At 73.4% G+C, this 17,570-nt stretch carries 15 protein-coding genes; 12 read left to right on the forward strand and 3 right to left on the reverse strand.

The window, feature by feature from the left end; translation table 11 throughout:
- Nucleotides 1-3: 3 nt before the first annotated feature.
- From ACZ6WH_RS01500 to ACZ6WH_RS01520, 5 genes are all read left to right on the forward strand, one after another.
- The gene (locus tag ACZ6WH_RS01500) at nt 4-1,137 is read left to right on the forward strand and encodes a DgaE family pyridoxal phosphate-dependent ammonia lyase (protein ID WP_469725148.1); all 1,134 of its coding nucleotides are present in this window, start codon (nt 4-6) and stop codon (nt 1,135-1,137) included.
- Nucleotides 1,138-1,216: 79 nt separating this feature from the next.
- Nucleotides 1,217-1,492, forward strand: coding sequence for an HPr family phosphocarrier protein (locus ACZ6WH_RS01505; protein WP_469725149.1), 276 nt, complete (start codon nt 1,217-1,219; stop codon nt 1,490-1,492).
- A gap of 221 nt (nt 1,493-1,713) precedes the next feature.
- Nucleotides 1,714-2,985, forward strand: a complete 1,272-nt coding sequence (locus ACZ6WH_RS01510; RefSeq protein WP_469725151.1) for an aspartate aminotransferase family protein — start codon at nt 1,714-1,716, stop codon at nt 2,983-2,985.
- A 160-nt stretch (nt 2,986-3,145) separates the two neighbouring features.
- A complete protein-coding gene (locus ACZ6WH_RS01515; RefSeq protein WP_469725153.1) occupies nt 3,146-4,657 on the forward strand; it encodes an NAD-dependent succinate-semialdehyde dehydrogenase in 1,512 nt (503 codons plus the stop codon).
- Between the two features lie 133 nt (nt 4,658-4,790).
- The gene (locus tag ACZ6WH_RS01520) at nt 4,791-5,060 is read left to right on the forward strand and encodes a chaplin (RefSeq protein ID WP_432850531.1); all 270 of its coding nucleotides are present in this window, start codon (nt 4,791-4,793) and stop codon (nt 5,058-5,060) included.
- Between the two features lie 89 nt (nt 5,061-5,149).
- Here ACZ6WH_RS01520 and ACZ6WH_RS01525 read toward each other — a convergent pair whose 3' ends face one another.
- The gene (locus ACZ6WH_RS01525; protein WP_469725154.1) at nt 5,150-5,698 is read right to left on the reverse strand and encodes a DUF1062 domain-containing protein; all 549 of its coding nucleotides are present in this window, start codon (nt 5,696-5,698) and stop codon (nt 5,150-5,152) included.
- Between the two features lie 226 nt (nt 5,699-5,924).
- A complete protein-coding gene (locus ACZ6WH_RS01530) occupies nt 5,925-7,208 on the reverse strand; it encodes a PP2C family protein-serine/threonine phosphatase (RefSeq protein WP_469725156.1) in 1,284 nt (427 codons plus the stop codon).
- A 297-nt stretch (nt 7,209-7,505) separates the two neighbouring features.
- Here ACZ6WH_RS01530 and ACZ6WH_RS01535 point away from each other — a divergent pair, with 297 nt between their 5' ends.
- From ACZ6WH_RS01535 to ACZ6WH_RS01565, 7 genes are all read left to right on the forward strand, one after another.
- Complete coding sequence (locus tag ACZ6WH_RS01535) at nt 7,506-8,042, forward strand: Dps family protein (protein ID WP_361552257.1); 537 nt, start codon at nt 7,506-7,508, stop codon at nt 8,040-8,042.
- A 185-nt stretch (nt 8,043-8,227) separates the two neighbouring features.
- A complete protein-coding gene (rhaI, locus tag ACZ6WH_RS01540; protein WP_469725157.1) occupies nt 8,228-9,403 on the forward strand; it encodes an L-rhamnose isomerase in 1,176 nt (391 codons plus the stop codon).
- A gap of 75 nt (nt 9,404-9,478) precedes the next feature.
- Nucleotides 9,479-11,596, forward strand: coding sequence for a bifunctional aldolase/short-chain dehydrogenase (locus ACZ6WH_RS01545; protein WP_469725159.1), 2,118 nt, complete (start codon nt 9,479-9,481; stop codon nt 11,594-11,596).
- A gap of 66 nt (nt 11,597-11,662) precedes the next feature.
- Nucleotides 11,663-13,072: a rhamnulokinase gene (locus tag ACZ6WH_RS01550; protein WP_469726211.1), complete on the forward strand. Its 1,410-nt coding sequence runs from the start codon at nt 11,663-11,665 to the stop codon at nt 13,070-13,072.
- An 80-nt stretch (nt 13,073-13,152) separates the two neighbouring features.
- The gene (locus ACZ6WH_RS01555; protein WP_432850520.1) at nt 13,153-13,695 is read left to right on the forward strand and encodes a 2Fe-2S iron-sulfur cluster-binding protein; all 543 of its coding nucleotides are present in this window, start codon (nt 13,153-13,155) and stop codon (nt 13,693-13,695) included.
- A complete protein-coding gene (locus ACZ6WH_RS01560) occupies nt 13,692-14,693 on the forward strand; it encodes an FAD binding domain-containing protein (RefSeq protein ID WP_469725160.1) in 1,002 nt (333 codons plus the stop codon). The genes ACZ6WH_RS01555 and ACZ6WH_RS01560 overlap by 4 nt, the downstream gene beginning before the upstream one ends.
- Nucleotides 14,690-16,783, forward strand: coding sequence for a xanthine dehydrogenase family protein molybdopterin-binding subunit (locus ACZ6WH_RS01565; protein WP_469725162.1), 2,094 nt, complete (start codon nt 14,690-14,692; stop codon nt 16,781-16,783). Before ACZ6WH_RS01560 ends, ACZ6WH_RS01565 begins: the two co-directional genes overlap by 4 nt.
- 69 nt (nt 16,784-16,852) lie before the next feature.
- On the opposite strand, the gene ACZ6WH_RS01570 is transcribed toward ACZ6WH_RS01565, so the two are convergent.
- Nucleotides 16,853-17,545 (reverse strand): N-acetylmannosamine-6-phosphate 2-epimerase, encoded by a 693-nt coding sequence (locus ACZ6WH_RS01570; protein WP_469726213.1) that lies wholly within the window; start codon nt 17,543-17,545, stop codon nt 16,853-16,855.
- Nucleotides 17,546-17,570: the final 25 nt, after the last annotated feature.

A 17,570-nucleotide genomic window follows, 5' to 3' on the forward strand; every position in this document is an offset into this window, starting at 1 on the left:
AACATGGCGGACAACGCCTTTTATGCCTCGCTGGGCCTGACGCCCGCCGTCAACGCCAACGGGAAGATGACAGCGCTCGGCGGCAGCCGGCCGTCCGACGCGACACTCGCCGCCATGGCCGAAGCGGCCCGCGGCCACGTGGTCATGGACGACCTGCTGACCGCGGCCGGGCGCGAACTGGCCGAAGCGGCCGGGACGGAGGACGCCTGCCCGACCACCGGCGCCGCCGCCGGCATCGCCCTCGCCGTGGCGGGGCTCGTGGCCGGCACGGACCTGGCCCGCATCGAACGGCTCCCCGACCCCGGCGACCGGCCGAACGAGGTGATCCTGCCGAAGGGCCACGCGGTCCACTTCGGCGCGCCCCTGGTCCAGATGATCGCCCTGGGCGGCGGCCGGGCGGTCGAAGCGGGCGCCGTCAACAAGGTCCGGCGCGCCCATCTGGAGGCGGCCATCGGCCCTCGTACGGCGGCGCTGCTCTACGTACAGTCGCACCACGCCGTGCGGACGGGCACCGTCACCCTCGCCGAGACCGTCGCCACCGGGCGCGCGCACGGCATCCCCGTCATCGTGGACGCGGCTGCCGAGGAGGATCTGCGGGCCTGGCCCGCGACCGGCGCCGACCTGGTGATCTACAGCGGCGGCAAGGCCCTCGGCGGCCCCACCTCCGGCTTCGTCTGCGGCCGCGCCGACCTGATCGCCGCCTGCCGGGCCCAGTACGCGGGCATCGGGCGGCCGATGAAGGTCGGCAAGGAGACGGTGGCGGGCCTGGTCCAGGCCGTCCGCGCGTACGGCACCCGCGACCACGCGGAAGCGGCCGGGACCGCGGCGGAGCAGCATGCCCGTATGACGGGGCTCGCCGCGCGGCTCGGCACCCTGCCGGGCATCCGTGCCGACGTCGTACGGGACGAGGCCGGGCGGCACATCCACCGCGCCCTGCTGACCGTCGACCCCGAAGGCGCGGGCCGGGACGCGGAGACGCTCGCGGCCGAGCTGGCGGCCGGCACCCCGCCGGTCTTCCTGCGCGGCCACCACGCGGCGGAGGGGCGGCTCGCCGTCGACCCGCGCGCCCTGACCGCCGAGGAGGAAGAGCTCCTCGTCCGGCGGCTCACCGCCCTGCTGACGGGGGCGCCCGCATGACCGGAACCGCCGAGCCGACGGGAGTGCCCGCATGACCGGAACGTCCGACCGTCCCGCCGCTCCTCGGGGAGGATCCGCCGTGCCCACCCTGGAACGCCGTCTGGTGGTGACCGGGGACGCCGGGCTGCACGCCCGCCCGGCGGCCGCCTTCGCGCAGGCCGCGGCGCGTGCCGCGGCCGAGGTGACGGTCGCCAGGGCCGACGCGGGAGCCGCCGCGCGCCCCGTGCCGGCCCGCAGCGTCCTGTCCCTGCTCGGTCTCAACATCCGGCGCGGCGACGAGATCGTGCTGCGGGCCTCGGGCGCGGACGCCGAGCGCACCCTGGACGCCCTCGCGGCCATCGCCGCCCCCACCTGACCGGCGGTTCCCGCCCGCCACGCCGCTGCCATGACGCTCACACGGCCCCGGTCGGTGGACACACCGTCCACAATCGCCGCGCGCGGCGAACCCGTTGGTCGTTGACCCTCCCCGCCCCTCTCCCACAAGGTGAGTAGAAGCCTGTGTCCGATCCATCCGGGATCGGGCATCGGCGCACCGTCCATCCGCACCGCCTCAACGCCGTGGGAGAGAGCTGTCGTATGAGCCACCTTTCCGAGCATCTGCGCCAGGCCACACCCGTCGTCGCCGAACGCGGCGAGGGCGTCCACCTCTTCGGTACGGACGGCCGCCGCTATCTGGACTTCACCGCCGGCATCGGCGTCACCAGCACCGGCCACTGTCACCCGCGCGTGGTCGCCGCCGCCCAGGAGCAGGTGGCCACCCTGATCCACGGCCAGTACACGACCGTCATGCACCAGCCCCTCCAGAAGCTGGTCGAACGGCTCGGCGACGTACTGCCGCAGGGGCTCGACAGCCTGTTCTTCGCCAACTCGGGAAGCGAGGCGGTCGAGGCCGCGATGCGGCTCGCCCGGCAGGCCACGGGCCGGCCCAACATCGTCGTCTGCCAGGGCGGCTTCCACGGCCGCACGGTGGCCGCCGCCTCCCTCACCACCTCCGGCACCAAGGTCCGTACGGGCTTCGGCCCGCTCATGAGCGGCGTACATGTCACGCCCTTCCCGAACACCTACTACTACGCCTCCCGTTACGGCTGGGACGAGGAGGCCACCACCCGCTTCGCGCTGCGCGAGCTCGACCACCTCCTGCAGACCGTCACCGACCCCGACGACACCGCCGCGATCATCGTGGAGCCGGTGCTCGGCGAGGGCGGCTACACCCCCGCCAACACCGCCTTCCTCCAGGGGCTGCGGGAGCGCGCCGACCGGCACGGCATCCTGCTGATCCTGGACGAGGTGCAGACGGGCGTCGGCCGCACCGGCCGCTTCTGGGGCCATGACCACTTCGGTGTCCGGCCCGACGCCATCATCACCGCCAAGGGCCTGGCCAGCGGCTTCCCGCTGTCCGGCATCGCCGCCTCCGACGAGGTGATGTCCAAGGCCCGGCCCGGCTCGCAGGGCGGCACCTACGGCGGCAACGCGGTGGCCTGCGCCGCGGCCCTCGCCACCCTCGACGTGGTCGAGGACGAGGGACTGGTCGCCAACGCCGCCACGATGGGGGCCCGGCTCCGCGCCGGCCTGGAGGACGTGGCCGCCAAGACCCCGGCCATCGGGGACGTACGGGGACTCGGCCTGATGCTGGCCAACGAGTTCGTCACCGACGACGGGGAGCCGGACGCGAAGACCGCCGTCCGCGTCCAGCAGGCCGCCGTGGACGAGGGACTGCTCCTGCTGACCTGCGGCCCGTGGGGCAACGTGGTCCGGCTGATCCCGGCGCTGATCGTGTCCGAGGAGCAGATCGACGAGGGGCTGCGGGCCTGGTCCGCAGCCGTCCAGGCGGGCTGCGCCGACCGCTGAGGCGCCGCACCGACCGGACCGGCCGGCCCCCGCACGACAGGGGGCCGGCCGTACGGGCAGGGCGCCGGCCGCCCGTACCCCTGTCCGTACGGCGCCGGCGGCCCGTCCCCCGTCCGCACTCCGCCCGCTCCGCGCACCGAACCGCCGGGAGGCACCGATCATGACCACGACCACCAGCACCCAGCCGTCGGGCGCCGCGGACGCACCGCGCTCCGGCATCGGCGTCGTCGACGCGGCGCCCAAGCAGCTGTTCCTCGACGGCCGGTGGCAGGACGCCGCCGGCGGCCGCACCCTGCCCGTCGACGACCCGGCCACCGGGCGCGAGCTCTGTCAGGTCGCCGACGCCGCACCCGAGGACGGCCGGCGCGCCCTGGACGCCGCGGTCGCGGCCCAGGAGTCCTGGGCGGCCACCGCGCCGCGCGCCCGCAGCGAGATCCTGCGCCGCGCCTACGAGCTGATCATCGAACGCAAGGAGGACCTCGCCCTCCTGATGACCCTGGAGATGGGCAAGCCGCTGGCCGAGGCGCGCGGCGAGGTCGGCTACGCGGCGGAGTTCTTCCGCTGGTTCTCCGAGGAGGCCGTACGCATCGACGGCGGCATGTCGCGCACCCCCGACGGCGCCAACCGCGTCCTGGTGATGCGCCAGCCCGTCGGCCCCTGCATGCTCATCACCCCGTGGAACTTCCCGCTCGCCATGGGCACCCGCAAGATCGGCCCGGCGGTCGCGGCCGGCTGCACGATGGTCCTCAAGCCGGCGCCGCAGACGCCGCTCTCCAGCCTGGCGCTGGCCGCCATCATGACCGAGGCCGGGCTGCCGCCCGGCGTCCTGAACGTCGTCACCACCACGGACGCGGCCGGCGTCGTGGAGCCGCTGCTGCGCAGCGGCGACATCCGCAAGCTGTCCTTCACCGGCTCCACCCAGGTCGGCCGCATCCTCCTGTCCCAGTGCGCCGACACCGTCGTACGGACCTCGATGGAGCTGGGCGGCAACGCGCCGTTCCTCGTCTTCGCCGACGCCGACCTGGACAAGGCCGTGGACGGCGCGATGGTCGCCAAGATGCGGAACATGGGCGAGGCCTGCACCGCCGCCAACCGCTTCTTCGTGCACCGCTCCGTCGCCGACGCCTTCGCCGCCCGGCTCGCCGAGCGGATGGGTGCCCTCACCGTCGGCCCCGGCACCCAGGACGGCACGGACGTCGGCCCGCTGATCGACGCGGCCGGCCGCGACAAGGCCGCCGGCCTGGTCCAGGACGCCGTACGGCGCGGCGCCAAGACCGTCATCGGCGGTGAGGCGCCGGACGGCGCGGGCTATTTCTACCCGCCCACCGTCCTCACCGGCGTGCACCCGGACTCCGAGCTGATGTCGACGGAGATCTTCGGCCCGGTCGCCGCGATCCTCACCTTCGACGACGAGGACGAGGCGGTCCGCGCCGCCAACGACACCGAATGGGGCCTGGTCGGCTACCTCTTCACCGAGAACCTGGACCGCGCGCTGCGGGTCGGCGAGCGGCTGGAGACCGGCATGGTCGGCGTCAACACCGGCCTGGTCTCCAACCCGGCCGCGCCCTTCGGCGGCGTCAAGCAGTCCGGGCTGGGCCGGGAGGGCGGCCGCGTCGGCATCGAGGAGTTCCTGGAGTACAAGTACCTGGCCATCCCGACCGGGCAGGGCTGACCGGGGGACGCCCGTGCCCCGTTCGGCCCGATGTGCTACTGCAATCAGGCGGTCCCGGCGCTTTCCAGGTGGCGAACCAGCCGCGAAGGGTCATTCTCCCAATGAACAAGCACCCCTCTTCACGGGAGAGAACATGTCCATCCGTACCGCCCTCGCGGCGACCGCACTGGCCGCAGCGACCGTCCTCGGCGGCGCCACCGCCTCCTTCGCCGACGCCAACGCGGGAGGCAAGGCCCACGGCAGCCCGGGCGTCCTGTCCGGAAACGTCGTCCAGGTGCCGGTGGATGTGTCCGCGAACGTCTGCGGCAACAGCATCAACGTCATCGGCCTGCTGAACCCCGCGGCCGGCAACAGCTGCGCCGCGGACTCGGACCACCACGGCAAGCACCACAAGAAGCGCTGAAGTCGCAGCTGACCGGCTGACGCCACACCGCATCCGCCGCCGGGTCCCGGACCCGGCGGCGGATGCGGCTGTGTGCTTCCGGGCAGGACTCAGGGTTTGAGCAGGAAGGTGAAGTCGCCGGAGAGCCTGCCGTTCAGCCGGGCGGCCGACACGAGCTTCCCCTCCGTGAGCAGTCGCCCGACCTCGGCCCGTGAAAGACCGCACCCTTCAGCGATCAGGCGCACCGGCCGGACGGGAATCCGGGCAGCGAAGCGGACCGAGACGTCCAGTACCTCGCGGTCCGGGTCGTCCGATCCGCCGGTGTCGAGGCGCCAGGCGCCGGCCCAGTCGAGGGCGATGCGGTTGCGGCGCCGTAGGACCGGGTCCTGGAGCAGCTCGGCCGCCAGGCCGGGGTCGTTGTCGTGCATCCGGTCCAGCAGCTCGGGCCGTACGGAGCGCACATGCGTCCGCTCCAGGACCGTCAGCTTCGCCGTGTCCCCGCAAGCGGTGCAGAGCACGAGGAGCCAGGCGTCGAGGAGCTTGTGGTGGGCGTTGACGCGGAATTTGCCGTTCGCCCGGAAGCGCTCGGACGCGCACGCGTGGCAGCGGCGGAGAACGGTCGGCAGGCAGGTGGGCATGACCACCCAGTTCTTGAGCACAGAAGTACACCGGTTTCAGTGAGAAGTCCGCAGCAAAAAGCAGCGCGGCGCACATGCGCGACGCGCGACAGATCAGCTCTCGGGAGGTCTCACAGGGTGTACAACGGCACGTCCTTGCCTTGACGACTCGGGTCGGCAGCACGGTAGGGCCGGCAAGTGGCGCTGTGCCACTGGTTTTTCGAGGGCCTCAGGCGTTGGTCGTCGCCGGCAGCGTCGCCACGACCGGTCATCGATCGATGGGGTGGTGGGAAGGCGAGGGGAGGCCCGCCAGGGCCTCGACGTGGTCGCGGTGGTACGGCGTGGGGCCGTGCCACTCCACCAGGAGGACGGTGGCGTCGTCGTCCAGCCGACCGTGGTGGTAGTCCAGGTGACGCCGGATCAGCCGGCGCAGGGTCTCGGGGAGCGGCAGACCGTCCGCGTGGCGGCGGATGAGGAAGTCGGTGAAGCGGTCGAGCCCGAACTCCTGGCCCTCGGGGTTGCGGGCCTCGGTGATGCCGTCGGTGTAGAGCAACAGCCGGTCCCCGGGCTCCAGTTGGTCGTGACAGAGCGAAGGGGACGGTTCCAGGTCGGTGCCGAGCGGCGTGCTCGGCGGGCAGTACAGGGAGAGCGCCGTACGGCCGCCGCGGATGATGACCGGCGCGGGGTGTCCACAGCTCGTCCAGCGCAGGGCGCCGCTGGTGAGGTTCAGGTCGGCGAGGATTCCGGTGGCGTAGCGGCTGCTGTCGAACTGCGTGGCCAGCGCGTGCTCGACGGCCGCGGCGGTGCGCAACATGCCCGACCGCTGGCGGCGGTGGTTGCGGCAGGCGGCGAGCGCGAGGTTGGCGGTCAGCCCGGCGGCGGTGTCGTGGCCCATCGCGTCGAAGATGGCCAGATGGACGGTGTCACCGGCGATGCCGTAGTCGAAGACGTCGCCGCTGACCTCGTACGCCGGCTCCATCACGGCGCTGATCAGTACCCGGTCGGTGGCGAACGTGCGCGGCGGCATCAGCCGCCACTCCATCTCGGCGGCCACGTTCATGTCGCGGCGGCGCACCAGCCGGGAGTACGTGTCGCTCGTACCGCGCTTGCTGACCAGCATCAGCGCGATCAGGGAAGCGAGGTTGCGCAGGTCGTGGGGGAGGGCCGGGTCGGTGGGCGCTTCGACCCGCAGGACGCCCATCCGCTCCGTGCCGTTGACCAGCGGTACCCACCACTGGCCGCCGCCCGCCGCGTTCGCGGGCACGATCGTGCCGAGCTGGAAGGCGCGGCCCGCGACCGTCCCGTCCACCCGCAGTTCGGCGGGCCGGTCCGCGCGCACCTGGCGGGCCGGGCCGTACATGGCCCGCGGGCCCCGGTCGGTCAGCAGATGCAGCATCTGCTGCTGCAGGTCGGCGAGGTAGATCAGCACGCCGGGCCAGCCGGCCCGCGCCGCGTGCCGGGCGACCAGGCCGGGCAGTTGCTCCAGCGTGATCAGATGGCTGGCGGCAAGGAGGTCGCCCAGGAGGTTCTCCCGGGCGGCCGAGGTGCTCATACGGGGCCCTCCCTCGGCGTGGAGGCACGGCGGCCCCGAGACGGTCGCCGTGTGCCCGCAGTACCCGCTGCCGGTACCTCCGTAACCCCCTGGGGTGCGACACCGGGAGGAAGCCCGTACAACCGGAGGAACCAGGCGTTTGCCGCGTGAGGCCCGGTGGTACGGCTGTGGGCGCACGCCCGGCGCCCTGTCGGGCCGGGATGACCGGCAAGCCCGCCGGACCGCCTGAAGACCGTCGAAGGAGACAGTGCCGTGGCCTCGAAAGCCGACTCGAAGCTCGCCTATACGGTTCCGGGCATGAGCACCTCCGCAGGCTCGGAGGTCGTCCAGCTGCTGCGGATGCGGCTGCACGCGCTCAACGACCTGGCGCTCACCCTCAAGCACGTGCACTGGAACGTGGTCGGCCCGCACTTCATCGCCGTGCACGAAATGCTCGACCCGCAGGTGGACGCCGTACGCGACATGATCGACACCACCGCCGAGCGGATCTCGACGCTCGGCGGCGAGCCCGCCGGCACGCCCGGCGTCATGGTCGCCGAGCGTACGTGGGGGGACTACGCGATCGGGCGCGCCGAGTCCATCGAGCACCTGGGCGCGCTGGACGTGGTGTACACCGGTGTCATCGAGGACCATCGCGAGGCGGTGCGCGCCACCGACGAGCCCGACCCGATCACCCAGGACATGCTCATCGAGCAGCTCCGCAGCCTGGAACTGTTCCAGTGGTTCATCCGCGCCCACCTGGAGAGCTCCGGCGGCAAGCTCAGCACCGCCAGCGAGACCAGCGAGGAGGGGGCCGCGCGGGCGGCCGGGAGGCAGGCGCGCCGGCAGCCCTGAGGCTCCGGAGGGCCGGGTGGCGTGTGCGTCGCCTGAATCGTTTTTCGCTGTGCCCGGCCGTGGGGTGGCCGGGCGCAGTGCTTCGTGCGGACACCCTCTTGACGCTCTCTCCTTCGGCGGCCTAACTTAGGCGTACTGAAACGATTCAAAAAGCGTTTCGCCGTCGCACACCGCCGAGGTGACCCATGCCGAGCACGCCCGCCCCGTCCGCCGTGAAGGCCGCCCTGAAGGGACAGGTGATCGAGACACCGTCCTGGGGTTACGGCAACTCCGGCACCCGCTTCAAGGTGTTCGCGCAGCCCGGCGTCCCCCGCGACCCGTACGAGAAGCTGGACGACGCGGCGCGGGTGCACGAGTTCACCGGGGTCGCGCCCCGGGTGTCGCTGCACATCCCGTGGGACACCGTCGAGGACTACGGGAAGCTCGCGGAGTACGCGGCGCAGCGCGGCCTGACGCTCGGCGCCATCAACTCCAACACCTTCCAGGACGAGGACTACAAGCTCGGGTCCGTGACCCACCCCGACCCGGCCGTCCGCCGCAAGGCCGTGGACCATCTCCTCGCCTGTGTCGACATCATGGACGCGACCGGCTCGAACGATCTGAAGCTGTGGTTCGCCGACGGCACCAACTACCCGGGCCAGGACGACATCGCCGGCCGCCAGGACCGGCTGGCCGAGGCGCTGGCCGAGGTCTGCGCACGGCTCGGGGACGACCAGCGGATGCTGCTGGAGTACAAGTTCTTCGAGCCGGCCTTCTACACCACCGATGTGCCGGACTGGGGCACCTCGTACGCGCACTGCCTGAAGCTCGGCCCCAAGGCGCAGGTCGTCGTCGACACCGGACACCACGCGCCCGGCACCAACATCGAGTTCATCGTCGCCTTCCTGCTCCGCGAAGGGAAGCTCGGTGCCTTCGACTTCAACTCGCGCTTCTACGCCGACGACGACCTGATGGTGGGTTCGGCGGACCCGTTCCAGCTGTTCCGCATCATGCACGAGGTGATCAAGAACGGCGGGCTGGAGCCCGAGCGCGGCGTGAACTTCATGCTCGACCAGTGCCACAACATCGAGGCGAAGATCCCGGCCGTCATCCGCTCCGTCATGAACGTGCAGGAGGCAACGGCCAAGGCGCTGCTGGTGGACACGGATGCGCTGCGGGCAGCGCAGCGTTCCGGCGATGTGCTCGCGGCGAATGGCGTCCTGATGGACGCCTACAACACCGACGTTCGGCCGCTGCTCGTCGAGGTACGGGGGGAGATGGGGCTGGACCCCGACCCGATGGCGGCGTACCGGGCCTCCGGCTGGCAGGAGCGGATTGCCGCGGAGCGGGTGGGGGGCCGGCAGGCCGGGTGGGGCGCGTAGGCGCCTGCCGCGCCTGAGGTCCTGCTGCGCCTGAGCGTCTGCCGCGCTCTGTTCATCGGCGACTGCGGGCCGTCTGTGGCTGGTCGCGCAGTTCCCCGCGCCCCTGACGGGGCGCGTCAATCCACTCTCTCGTCTCGAAGGACGGACATGCTCATGGCCCCGCACCCCGAAGTCAGCGCACTCCTCGCGCGTGCCCACCGGCTCGGCTCCGACCCCCGTAACACCAACTACGCCGGTGGCAACGCCTCCGCCAAGGGGGTGGCCACCGACCCGGTCACCGGCGGGGATGTCGCGCTGATGTGGGTCAAGGGCTCCGGCGGCGACCTGGGCACCCTCAAGGAGTCCGGGCTGGCCGTGCTCCGGCTGGACCGGCTGCGCGCGCTGACCGAGGTGTACCCGGGCGTCGAGCGCGAGGACGAGATGGTCGCCGCTTTCGACTACTGCCTGCACGGCAAGGGTGGTGCGGCGCCCTCGATCGACACCGCGATGCACGGCCTCGTCGACGCCGCACACGTCGACCATCTGCACCCGGACTCCGGCATCGCGCTGGCATGCGCCGCCGACGGCGAGAAGCTGACCGCCGAGTGCTTCGGCGACAAGGTCGCCTGGGTGCCGTGGCGGCGCCCAGGTTTCCAGCTCGGCCTGGACATCGCCGCCGTCAAGGAGGCCAACCCGCAGGCCGTCGGCGTGATCCTGGGCGGCCATGGCATCACCGCGTGGGGCACCACCTCCGAGGAGTGCGAGCGCAACGCCCTGTGGATCATCCGCACGGCCGAGAAGTACCTCGCCGACCACGGCAGGGCCGAGCCGTTCGGCCCGGTCGTCGAGGGGTACGAAGCGCTGTCCGAGGACGCGCGCAAGGAGCGGGCCGCAGCGCTGGCCCCCGTCGTCCGCGGCCTCGCCTCCGCCGACAAGCCGCAGGTCGGCCACTTCACCGACGCCGAGCCCGTGCTCGACTTCCTGGCCCGCGCCGAGCACCCCCGGCTCGCCGCGCTCGGCACCTCCTGTCCCGACCACTTCCTGCGCACCAAGGTCCGGCCGCTCGTCCTCGACCTGCCGCCCACCGCCCCGCTCGACGAGGCGATCGCCCGCCTGAAGGAACTGCACGCGGAGTACCGGGAGGAGTACCGCGCCTACTACGAGCGGCACGCCACCCCCGACTCGCCGCCCCTGCGCGGTGCCGACCCGGCGATCGTGCTGATTCCGGGCGTCGGCATGTTCAGCTACGGCAAGGACAAGCAGACCGCCCGGGTGGCGGGGGAGTTCTACCTCAACGCGGTCAACGTGATGCGCGGCGCCGAGGCGGTGTCCTCGTACGCGCCGATCGAGGAGGCCGAGAAGTTCCGCATCGAGTACTGGGAGCTGGAGGAGGCCAAGCTGCGGCGGATGCCCGCGGCCAAGCCGCTGGCCACCCGCATCGCGCTGGTCACCGGCGCGGGCTCGGGCATCGGCCGGGCCATCGCGCACCGGCTGGCCGCCGAGGGTGCCTGCGTGGTGGTCGCGGATCTGAACGCCGACGGTGCCGCCACGGTGGCCGAGGAGCTGGGCGGCGCGGACAAGGCCGTCGCGGTGACCGTGGACGTGACCGACGAGGAGCAGATCGCCGCGGCCTTCCGTGCGGCCGTACTCGCCTTCGGCGGCGTCGACCTGGTGGTCAACAACGCCGGCATCTCCATCTCCAGGCCGCTGCTGGAGACCAGCGCCAAGGACTGGGACCTCCAGCACGACATCATGGCCCGCGGCTCCTTCCTCGTCTCCCGCGAGGCCGCCCGCGTCATGACCGCCCAGGACATGGGCGGCGACATCGTCTACATCGCTTCCAAGAACGCCGTCTTCGCCGGCCCCAACAACATCGCCTACTCCGCCACCAAGGCCGACCAGGCCCACCAGGTGCGCCTGCTCGCCGCCGAGCTGGGCGGGCACGGCATCCGCGTCAACGGCGTCAACCCCGACGGCGTGGTGCGCGGCTCCGGGATCTTCGCCGGGGGCTGGGGCGCGCAGCGCGCCGCGACGTACGGCATCGAGGAGGAGAAGCTCGGCGAGTTCTACGCCCAGCGCACCCTCCTCAAGCGCGAGGTGCTGCCGGAACACGTCGCCAACGCGGTGTTCGCGCTGACCGGCGGCGACCTGACCCACACGACGGGACTGCACGTCCCCGTGGACGCCGGGGTCGCCGCGGCGTTCCTGCGCTGAGGGGACGACGTGACCAGCACCCGTACCTTCGCCGCCGTCGACCTCGGTGCCACCAGCGGGCGCGTGATGCGCGCCCGGGTGGGGCCCGACAGACTGGAACTGACCGAGGCCCACCGCTTCCCCAACACCCCGCTCCGGCGGCCCGACGGGCTGCGCTGGGACGTGGACTCGCTCCACCGGGGCATGCTCGACGGGCTGCGCGCGGTGGCCCGGACGGGCGGCGCCGACTCCGTCGGCATCGACACCTGGGCGGTGGACTACGGCCTGCTCGACGCCGAGGGGGAGCTGCTGGACCAGCCGTTCCACTACCGCGACGCGCGCACCGAGGACGTGGCGGAGCGGGTGCGCGCGTCGGTGGGACCGGCCGAGCTGTACGCGGTCACCGGCCTCCAGCACCTGCCGTTCAACACCGTCTACCAGCTGGCCGCTGACCGTGACAGCGGCCGGCTCGCGGCCGCCCGCACCCTGCTGCTGATGCCGGACCTGCTGGTGCACCGGCTCACCGGGGAGGCGGCAGCGGAGGCGACCAACGCCTCCACCACCGGCCTGTTCGACGCCCGCACCGGCACCTGGTCGAAGGAGCTGCTCGGCCAGCTCGGCCTCGACCCCGCGCTGTTCCCGCCGCTGCGCCGCCCCGGCGAGCCGGCGGGCACCCTGCTCCCGCACGTCGCCGAGGCCACCGGGCTGCCGGCCGGTACTCCCGTCACCGCCGTCGCCTCGCACGACACCGCCTCCGCCGTGGCCGCGGTCCCGGCCGAGGAGCCGGACTTCGCGTACCTCTCGTGCGGCACCTGGTCGCTGGCCGGCCTGGAGCTGGCCGCGCCCGTGCTCACCGAGGAGTCCCGCGCCGCGAACTTCACCAACGAACTGGGCATCGACGGCACCACCCGCTACCTCCGCAACATCATGGGCCTCTGGCTGCTGGCCGAGACCCAGCGCACCTGGCAGGACCAGGGGCTTCCGCACGCGCTGGGCCCCCTGCTGGCGGCGGCCGCGCAGGCCCGCCCCTTCGCCGCCGTCATCGACCCCGACGCGCCCGAATTCCTCGCCCCCGGTGACATGCCGGCCCGCATCGCGGCGTACTGCGTCCGGACCGGCCAGCGCCCGCCCGAGGACCAGGGGTCACTCGTCCGTACCATCCTCGAAGCGCTCGCCCTGGCCCACGCCCGCACCCTGCGCCGCGCCGCCGAACTCGCCGGGCGGGAGATCCGCACCGTCCACCTGGTCGGCGGCGGCAGCCGCAACGAGCTGCTCTGCCGGCTCACCGCCGACGCCACCGGGCTGCCCGTCGTCGCGGGCCCCGCCGAGGCCACCGCGCTGGGCAACGTCCTCGTCCAGGCCCGCTCGCACGGCCTCGTCCCGGACCGTACCGCGATGCGCCGCCTGGTCGCCGGAACCCAGCCGCTCCGCCACTACGCCCCGGGCGGCGACCGCGCGGCCTGGGACGCCGCGGCACGCCGCATCGGCCTGGACTGACGCCTCCCGGTTGGTCCGAGCGAGGTGTGGAGCCGGTTTGTCCGTTTTCGGGTGAGGCCTTCAGGGGCACTGGTGACTCCATGAGAAGCACGGAGGGCACAGGCGGCGCGGACACCACCACCGCGCTCACCCTGCACATCAACGGCGAACGCCAGGAACGCACGGTCGACAACCGCACCTCGCTCCTCGACCTGCTCCGCGAGGACCTGCGGCTGACCGGCGCGAAGAAGGGCTGCGACCACGGCCAGTGCGGGGCCTGCACCGTCCTGCTGGACGGCCGGCGGGTCAACTCCTGCCTGCTGCTCGCGGTGGCCGCCGACGGCACGGAAGTCACCACCGTCGAGGGCCTGGCCGACGGCGACGCGCTGCACCCGCTCCAGGAGGCGTTCCTCGCGCACGACGGCTTCCAGTGCGGCTTCTGCACCCCCGGCCAGCTCTGCTCGGGCGTCGCCGCGATCGCCGAGGCGCGCGAGGGCTGGCCCAGTGCGGTGACGCCGGACGGCGTGCCCGACGGGCCGGTGGAGCTGACCGGCGGCGAGGTGCGCGAGCGGATGAGCGGCAACATCTGCCGCTGCGGCGCGTACGTGAACATCGTCGACGCGGTGCGGGAGGCGGCCCGGTGAAACCCTTCCGGTACGAGACGGCCACCGACCCGGCAGCCGCCGTCGACCTGCTCTCCCGTCGGCCGCGCGCGGCTTTCCTCGGCGGCGGCACCAACCTGGTGGACCTGATGAAACTCGGGGTCGAGGTGCCCGAGATGCTGGTCGACGTCAGCCGGCTGCCGTTCGACGAGATCACCGAGACCGAGGACGGCGGGCTGCGGGTCGGCGCCACCGTACGCAACAGCACCCTCGCCGTGCACCCGCTCGTCCGCGAGCGCTACCCGGCGCTGTCCCAGGCGCTGCTGGCCGGCGCCTCGCCGCAGCTGCGCAACCTCGCCACGATCGGCGGCAATCTCCTCCAGCGCACCCGCTGCGTGTACTTCCAGGACATCGGCAAGCCCTGCAACAAGCGGCGGCCCGGCTCCGGCTGCCCCGCGCGCAGCGGCATCCACCGCGACCTCGCCGTCCTCGGCGCCTCCCAGCACTGCGTGGCCACCCACCCGTCGGACATGGCGGTGGCGCTGACCGCCCTCGACGCGACGGTGCACTGCGTGTCGGTCGAGGGCACCCGGACGCTCCCGGTGGCCGAGCTGCACCGGGTGCCCGGCGACGCACCGGACCGCGACACCGTACTGGAGCACGGCGAGCTGATCACGGCCGTCGAGCTGCCGCCGCCCGCGCCCGCCGCCCGCTCGGCGTACCGCAAGGCCCGGGAGCGCGCCTCGTACGCCTTCGCGCTCGCCTCGGCCGCCGCCGACCTGCGGGTGAGCGAGGGCACCGTACAGCACGTGCGGCTCGCGTTCGGCGCGCTGGCGGCCAAGCCCTGGCGGGCCCGGGCGGCGGAGGCCGCGTTGCTCGGCGGGCCCGCCACCGAGGAGTCCTTCGGCCGGGCCGTGGACCAGGAACTGGCGGCCGCCGAGCCGCTCCGCGACAACGGCTACAAGATCCCCCTGGCCCGCCGGCTGGCCGTCGCCCTGCTGACGGACCTGACGGAAGCCCACGCGGGAGGTGCGCGATGACGACCCTGCCCCGCACCCTGGGCGCGGACACCGCGCGGCTGGAGGGCCGCGCGAAGGTGACCGGCACGGCGCGGTACGCCGCCGACCACGGACACCCCGACGGCCTGTTCGCCTGGGCGGTACCCGCCACGATCGCCCGTGGGGAGATCACCGGCGTGGACACCGGCGCCGCGCTAGCCGACCCCGCCGTCCTCACCGTGCTCACCCACGAGAACGCGCCCCGCCTCGAAGAGGGCGAGGACCCCACGCTCGCCGTCCTGCAGTCGTCGCGCGTCGCGCACCGCGGCCAGATCGTCGCCCTCGCGGTCGCCACCTCCCTGGAGGCGGCCAGGGCGGCGGCCGGCGCGGTCCGCCTGGACTACACCTCGGAGCCGCACGACGTCCTGCTCGGCCCCGACCACCCGGGCCTCTACGCGCCCGAGACCGCCAACGGCGGCCACCCCGCCGACCGGGAACGCGGCGACTTCGACACCGCGTACGACGGAGCGGCCGTCCGGCACGACGCCGTGTACGAGACCCCGCCGCTGCACAACCACCCGATGGAGCCGCACGCCGCCACCGCCTGGTGGGAGGGCGAGCGCCGGCTGTGCCTGTACGACTCCAGCCAGGGCTCGTCCACCGTCCAGCGGATGCTGGCCCAGCTCTTCGGGCTCGGCCCGGAGCAGGTGCAGGTCACCAGCGAGCACGTGGGCGGCGGCTTCGGCTCCAAGGGCACACCGCGTCCGCAGTCGGTGCTCGCCGCCATGGCCGCCCGCGTGACGGGTCGCCCGGTGACCCTCGCCCTGCCGCGCCAGCTGCTGGAGGCCGTCACCGGCCACCGTGCCCCCACGATCCAGCGACTCCGCCTCGGCGCCGACCGCGACGGCCGCATCCAGGCGTTGGCGCACGAGATCGTCACCCAGTCCTCCACGGTCCAGGAGTTCGTGGAGCAGGCGGCGTGCCCCAGCCGCACGATGTACGTCTCGCCGCACAGCCGCACCACCCACCGGGTGACGCGGCTGGACGTCCCCACGCCCTCGTGGATGCGGGCGCCCGGTGAGTGCCCCGGCATGTACGCGCTCGAATCGGCCATGGACGAACTGGCCCTCGCCTGCGGCCTGGACCCCGTCGAGCTGCGGCTGCGCAACGAACCCGACCGCGAGCCGGACTCCGATCGCCCGTACAGCAGCCGCCACCTCGTGGCATGCCTGCTGGAGGGGGCCCGCCGCTTCGGCTGGCGGGACCGCGATCCGGCGGTCCGGGGCCGCCGCGACGGCCGGCTGCTGCTCGGCACCGGCGTGGCCGCCTCGACGTACCCGGTGCTGGTCGCTCCGTGCCGGGCCGAGGCGCACGCCCGCGCCGACGGAATGATCGACGTACGGGTGAACGCCACCGACATCGGCACCGGCGCCCGGACCGTGCTGGCCCAGATCGCCGCCGACGCACTGCGGATGCCGCTGGAGCGCGTCCGCATCCACGTCGGGTCCAGCGACCTGCCCACGGCCCCCGTGGCAGGCGGATCGGCGGGCACCTCTTCGTGGGGCTCCGCGGTGCACAAGGCGTGTGACGGGCTGCGGCGGCAGCTGGAGGAACACAGCGAGGTACCGGAGACCGGCCTGACGGCCACCGCCGACACCACCGAGGACGCCAAGCGCGGCGCGGAGTACGCACGGCACGCGTACGGTGCCCAGTTCGTCGAGGTGCAGGTGGACACCGTGACCGGCGAGACGCGGGTACGGCGGCTGCTCGGCGTCTTCGCCGCGGGCCGCATCCTGAACCCGCGTACAGCCCGCTCGCAGTTCCTCGGCGGCATGACCATGGGGCTCGGCATGGCGCTGACCGAACACAGCACGATGGACCGGGAGTTCGGCGACTACGCGGAACGCGACCTGGCGATGTACCACGTGCCGGTCTGCGCCGACGTGCCCGACATCGACGTGCACTGGCTCGACGAGGAGGACCCGCACCTCAACCCGATGGGCTCCAAGGGCATCGGCGAGATCGGCATCGTCGGCACAGCGGCCGCCGTCACCAACGCCGTTCACCACGCCACGGGCGTCCGCGTCCGTGCCCTGCCGGTCACCCCGGACGCGCTGCTGCCGCACCTGTGACGGCGCCCGTACCTGCGACGGTGTCCGGCCGCCCGGTGCCTGTGACGACGCCTCGTATCTGATGCACCGTCAGTGTCGCGGCAGGGCGGCGGCGAAACGGGTCGCTATGGCGGCCGGCGCGGTGATGGCACCGCCCACGACGACGCCCCACGCCCCGGCCCGAACCGCGGCCGCAGCCTGCTCCGGCGTGTGCAGCCGGCCCTCGGCGAAGACCGGCACATCCACGCGGGCCGCCAGCTCGGCGACCAGCTCCAGGTCCGGGCCCGGCTGCCGGCGGCTGTACGGGGTGTAGCCGGAGAGGGTGGTGGAGACGACATCGGCGCCGAGCGCGGCGGCCGCCACCCCCTCCGCCACGGTCGAGACATCGGCCATCAGCAGCCCGCCCAGGCCGTGCACCGCCTCGACCGTCTCGCGCAGCGGCCGGCCGTCCGGACGCGGCCGGTCCGTGGCGTCGACGGCCACGATCTCGGCCCCGGCCTCGGCGACGGCCCGCGCGTGCGCCGCGGTCGGAGTGATGTAGACACCTTCGGCGCCGTCCTTCCACAGCCCGATGAGCGGCAGGTCCACCACGGCCCGTACGGCCTCGATGTCCGCCACGCCCTGCACCCGGACGCCCGCGACCGGCGCGCCCGCGGTCACCGAGGCGGCCACCGCCGCCATGTGCTCCGGGGACCGCAGCGGGTCACCGGGCGGCGCCTGGCAGGAGACGACCAGCCGGCCGCGGAGCCCTTCGAGCAGCTCGCGGGCGCGGTCGGCGGGCATGGTGGTGCGGCCGGGGCCCCGGTCG

This window comes from Streptomyces sp. NPDC050806 (assembly GCF_055586425.1).

What these genes read in the sequence shown, in the direction of transcription:
- rhaI (WP_469725157.1), top strand. Translation starts at nt 8,228, where the DNA reads ATGCCGAGCACGCCCGCCCCGTCCGCCGTGAAGGCCGCCCTGAAGGGA.
- ACZ6WH_RS01535 (WP_361552257.1), top strand. Translation starts at nt 7,506, where the DNA reads ATGAGCACCTCCGCAGGCTCGGAGGTCGTCCAGCTGCTGCGGATGCGG.
- ACZ6WH_RS01515 (WP_469725153.1), top strand. Translation starts at nt 3,146, where the DNA reads ATGACCACGACCACCAGCACCCAGCCGTCGGGCGCCGCGGACGCACCG.
- ACZ6WH_RS01550 (WP_469726211.1), top strand. Translation starts at nt 11,663, where the DNA reads ATGCGCGCCCGGGTGGGGCCCGACAGACTGGAACTGACCGAGGCCCAC.
- ACZ6WH_RS01570 (WP_469726213.1), bottom strand. Translation starts at nt 17,545, where the DNA reads ATGCCCGCCGACCGCGCCCGCGAGCTGCTCGAAGGGCTCCGCGGCCGG.
- ACZ6WH_RS01565 (WP_469725162.1), top strand. Translation starts at nt 14,690, where the DNA reads ATGACGACCCTGCCCCGCACCCTGGGCGCGGACACCGCGCGGCTGGAG.
- ACZ6WH_RS01555 (WP_432850520.1), top strand. Translation starts at nt 13,153, where the DNA reads ATGAGAAGCACGGAGGGCACAGGCGGCGCGGACACCACCACCGCGCTC.
- ACZ6WH_RS01510 (WP_469725151.1), top strand. Translation starts at nt 1,714, where the DNA reads ATGAGCCACCTTTCCGAGCATCTGCGCCAGGCCACACCCGTCGTCGCC.
- ACZ6WH_RS01530 (WP_469725156.1), bottom strand. Translation starts at nt 7,208, where the DNA reads ATGAGCACCTCGGCCGCCCGGGAGAACCTCCTGGGCGACCTCCTTGCC.
- ACZ6WH_RS01520 (WP_432850531.1), top strand. Translation starts at nt 4,791, where the DNA reads ATGTCCATCCGTACCGCCCTCGCGGCGACCGCACTGGCCGCAGCGACC.
- ACZ6WH_RS01500 (WP_469725148.1), top strand. Translation starts at nt 4, where the DNA reads ATGGCGGACAACGCCTTTTATGCCTCGCTGGGCCTGACGCCCGCCGTC.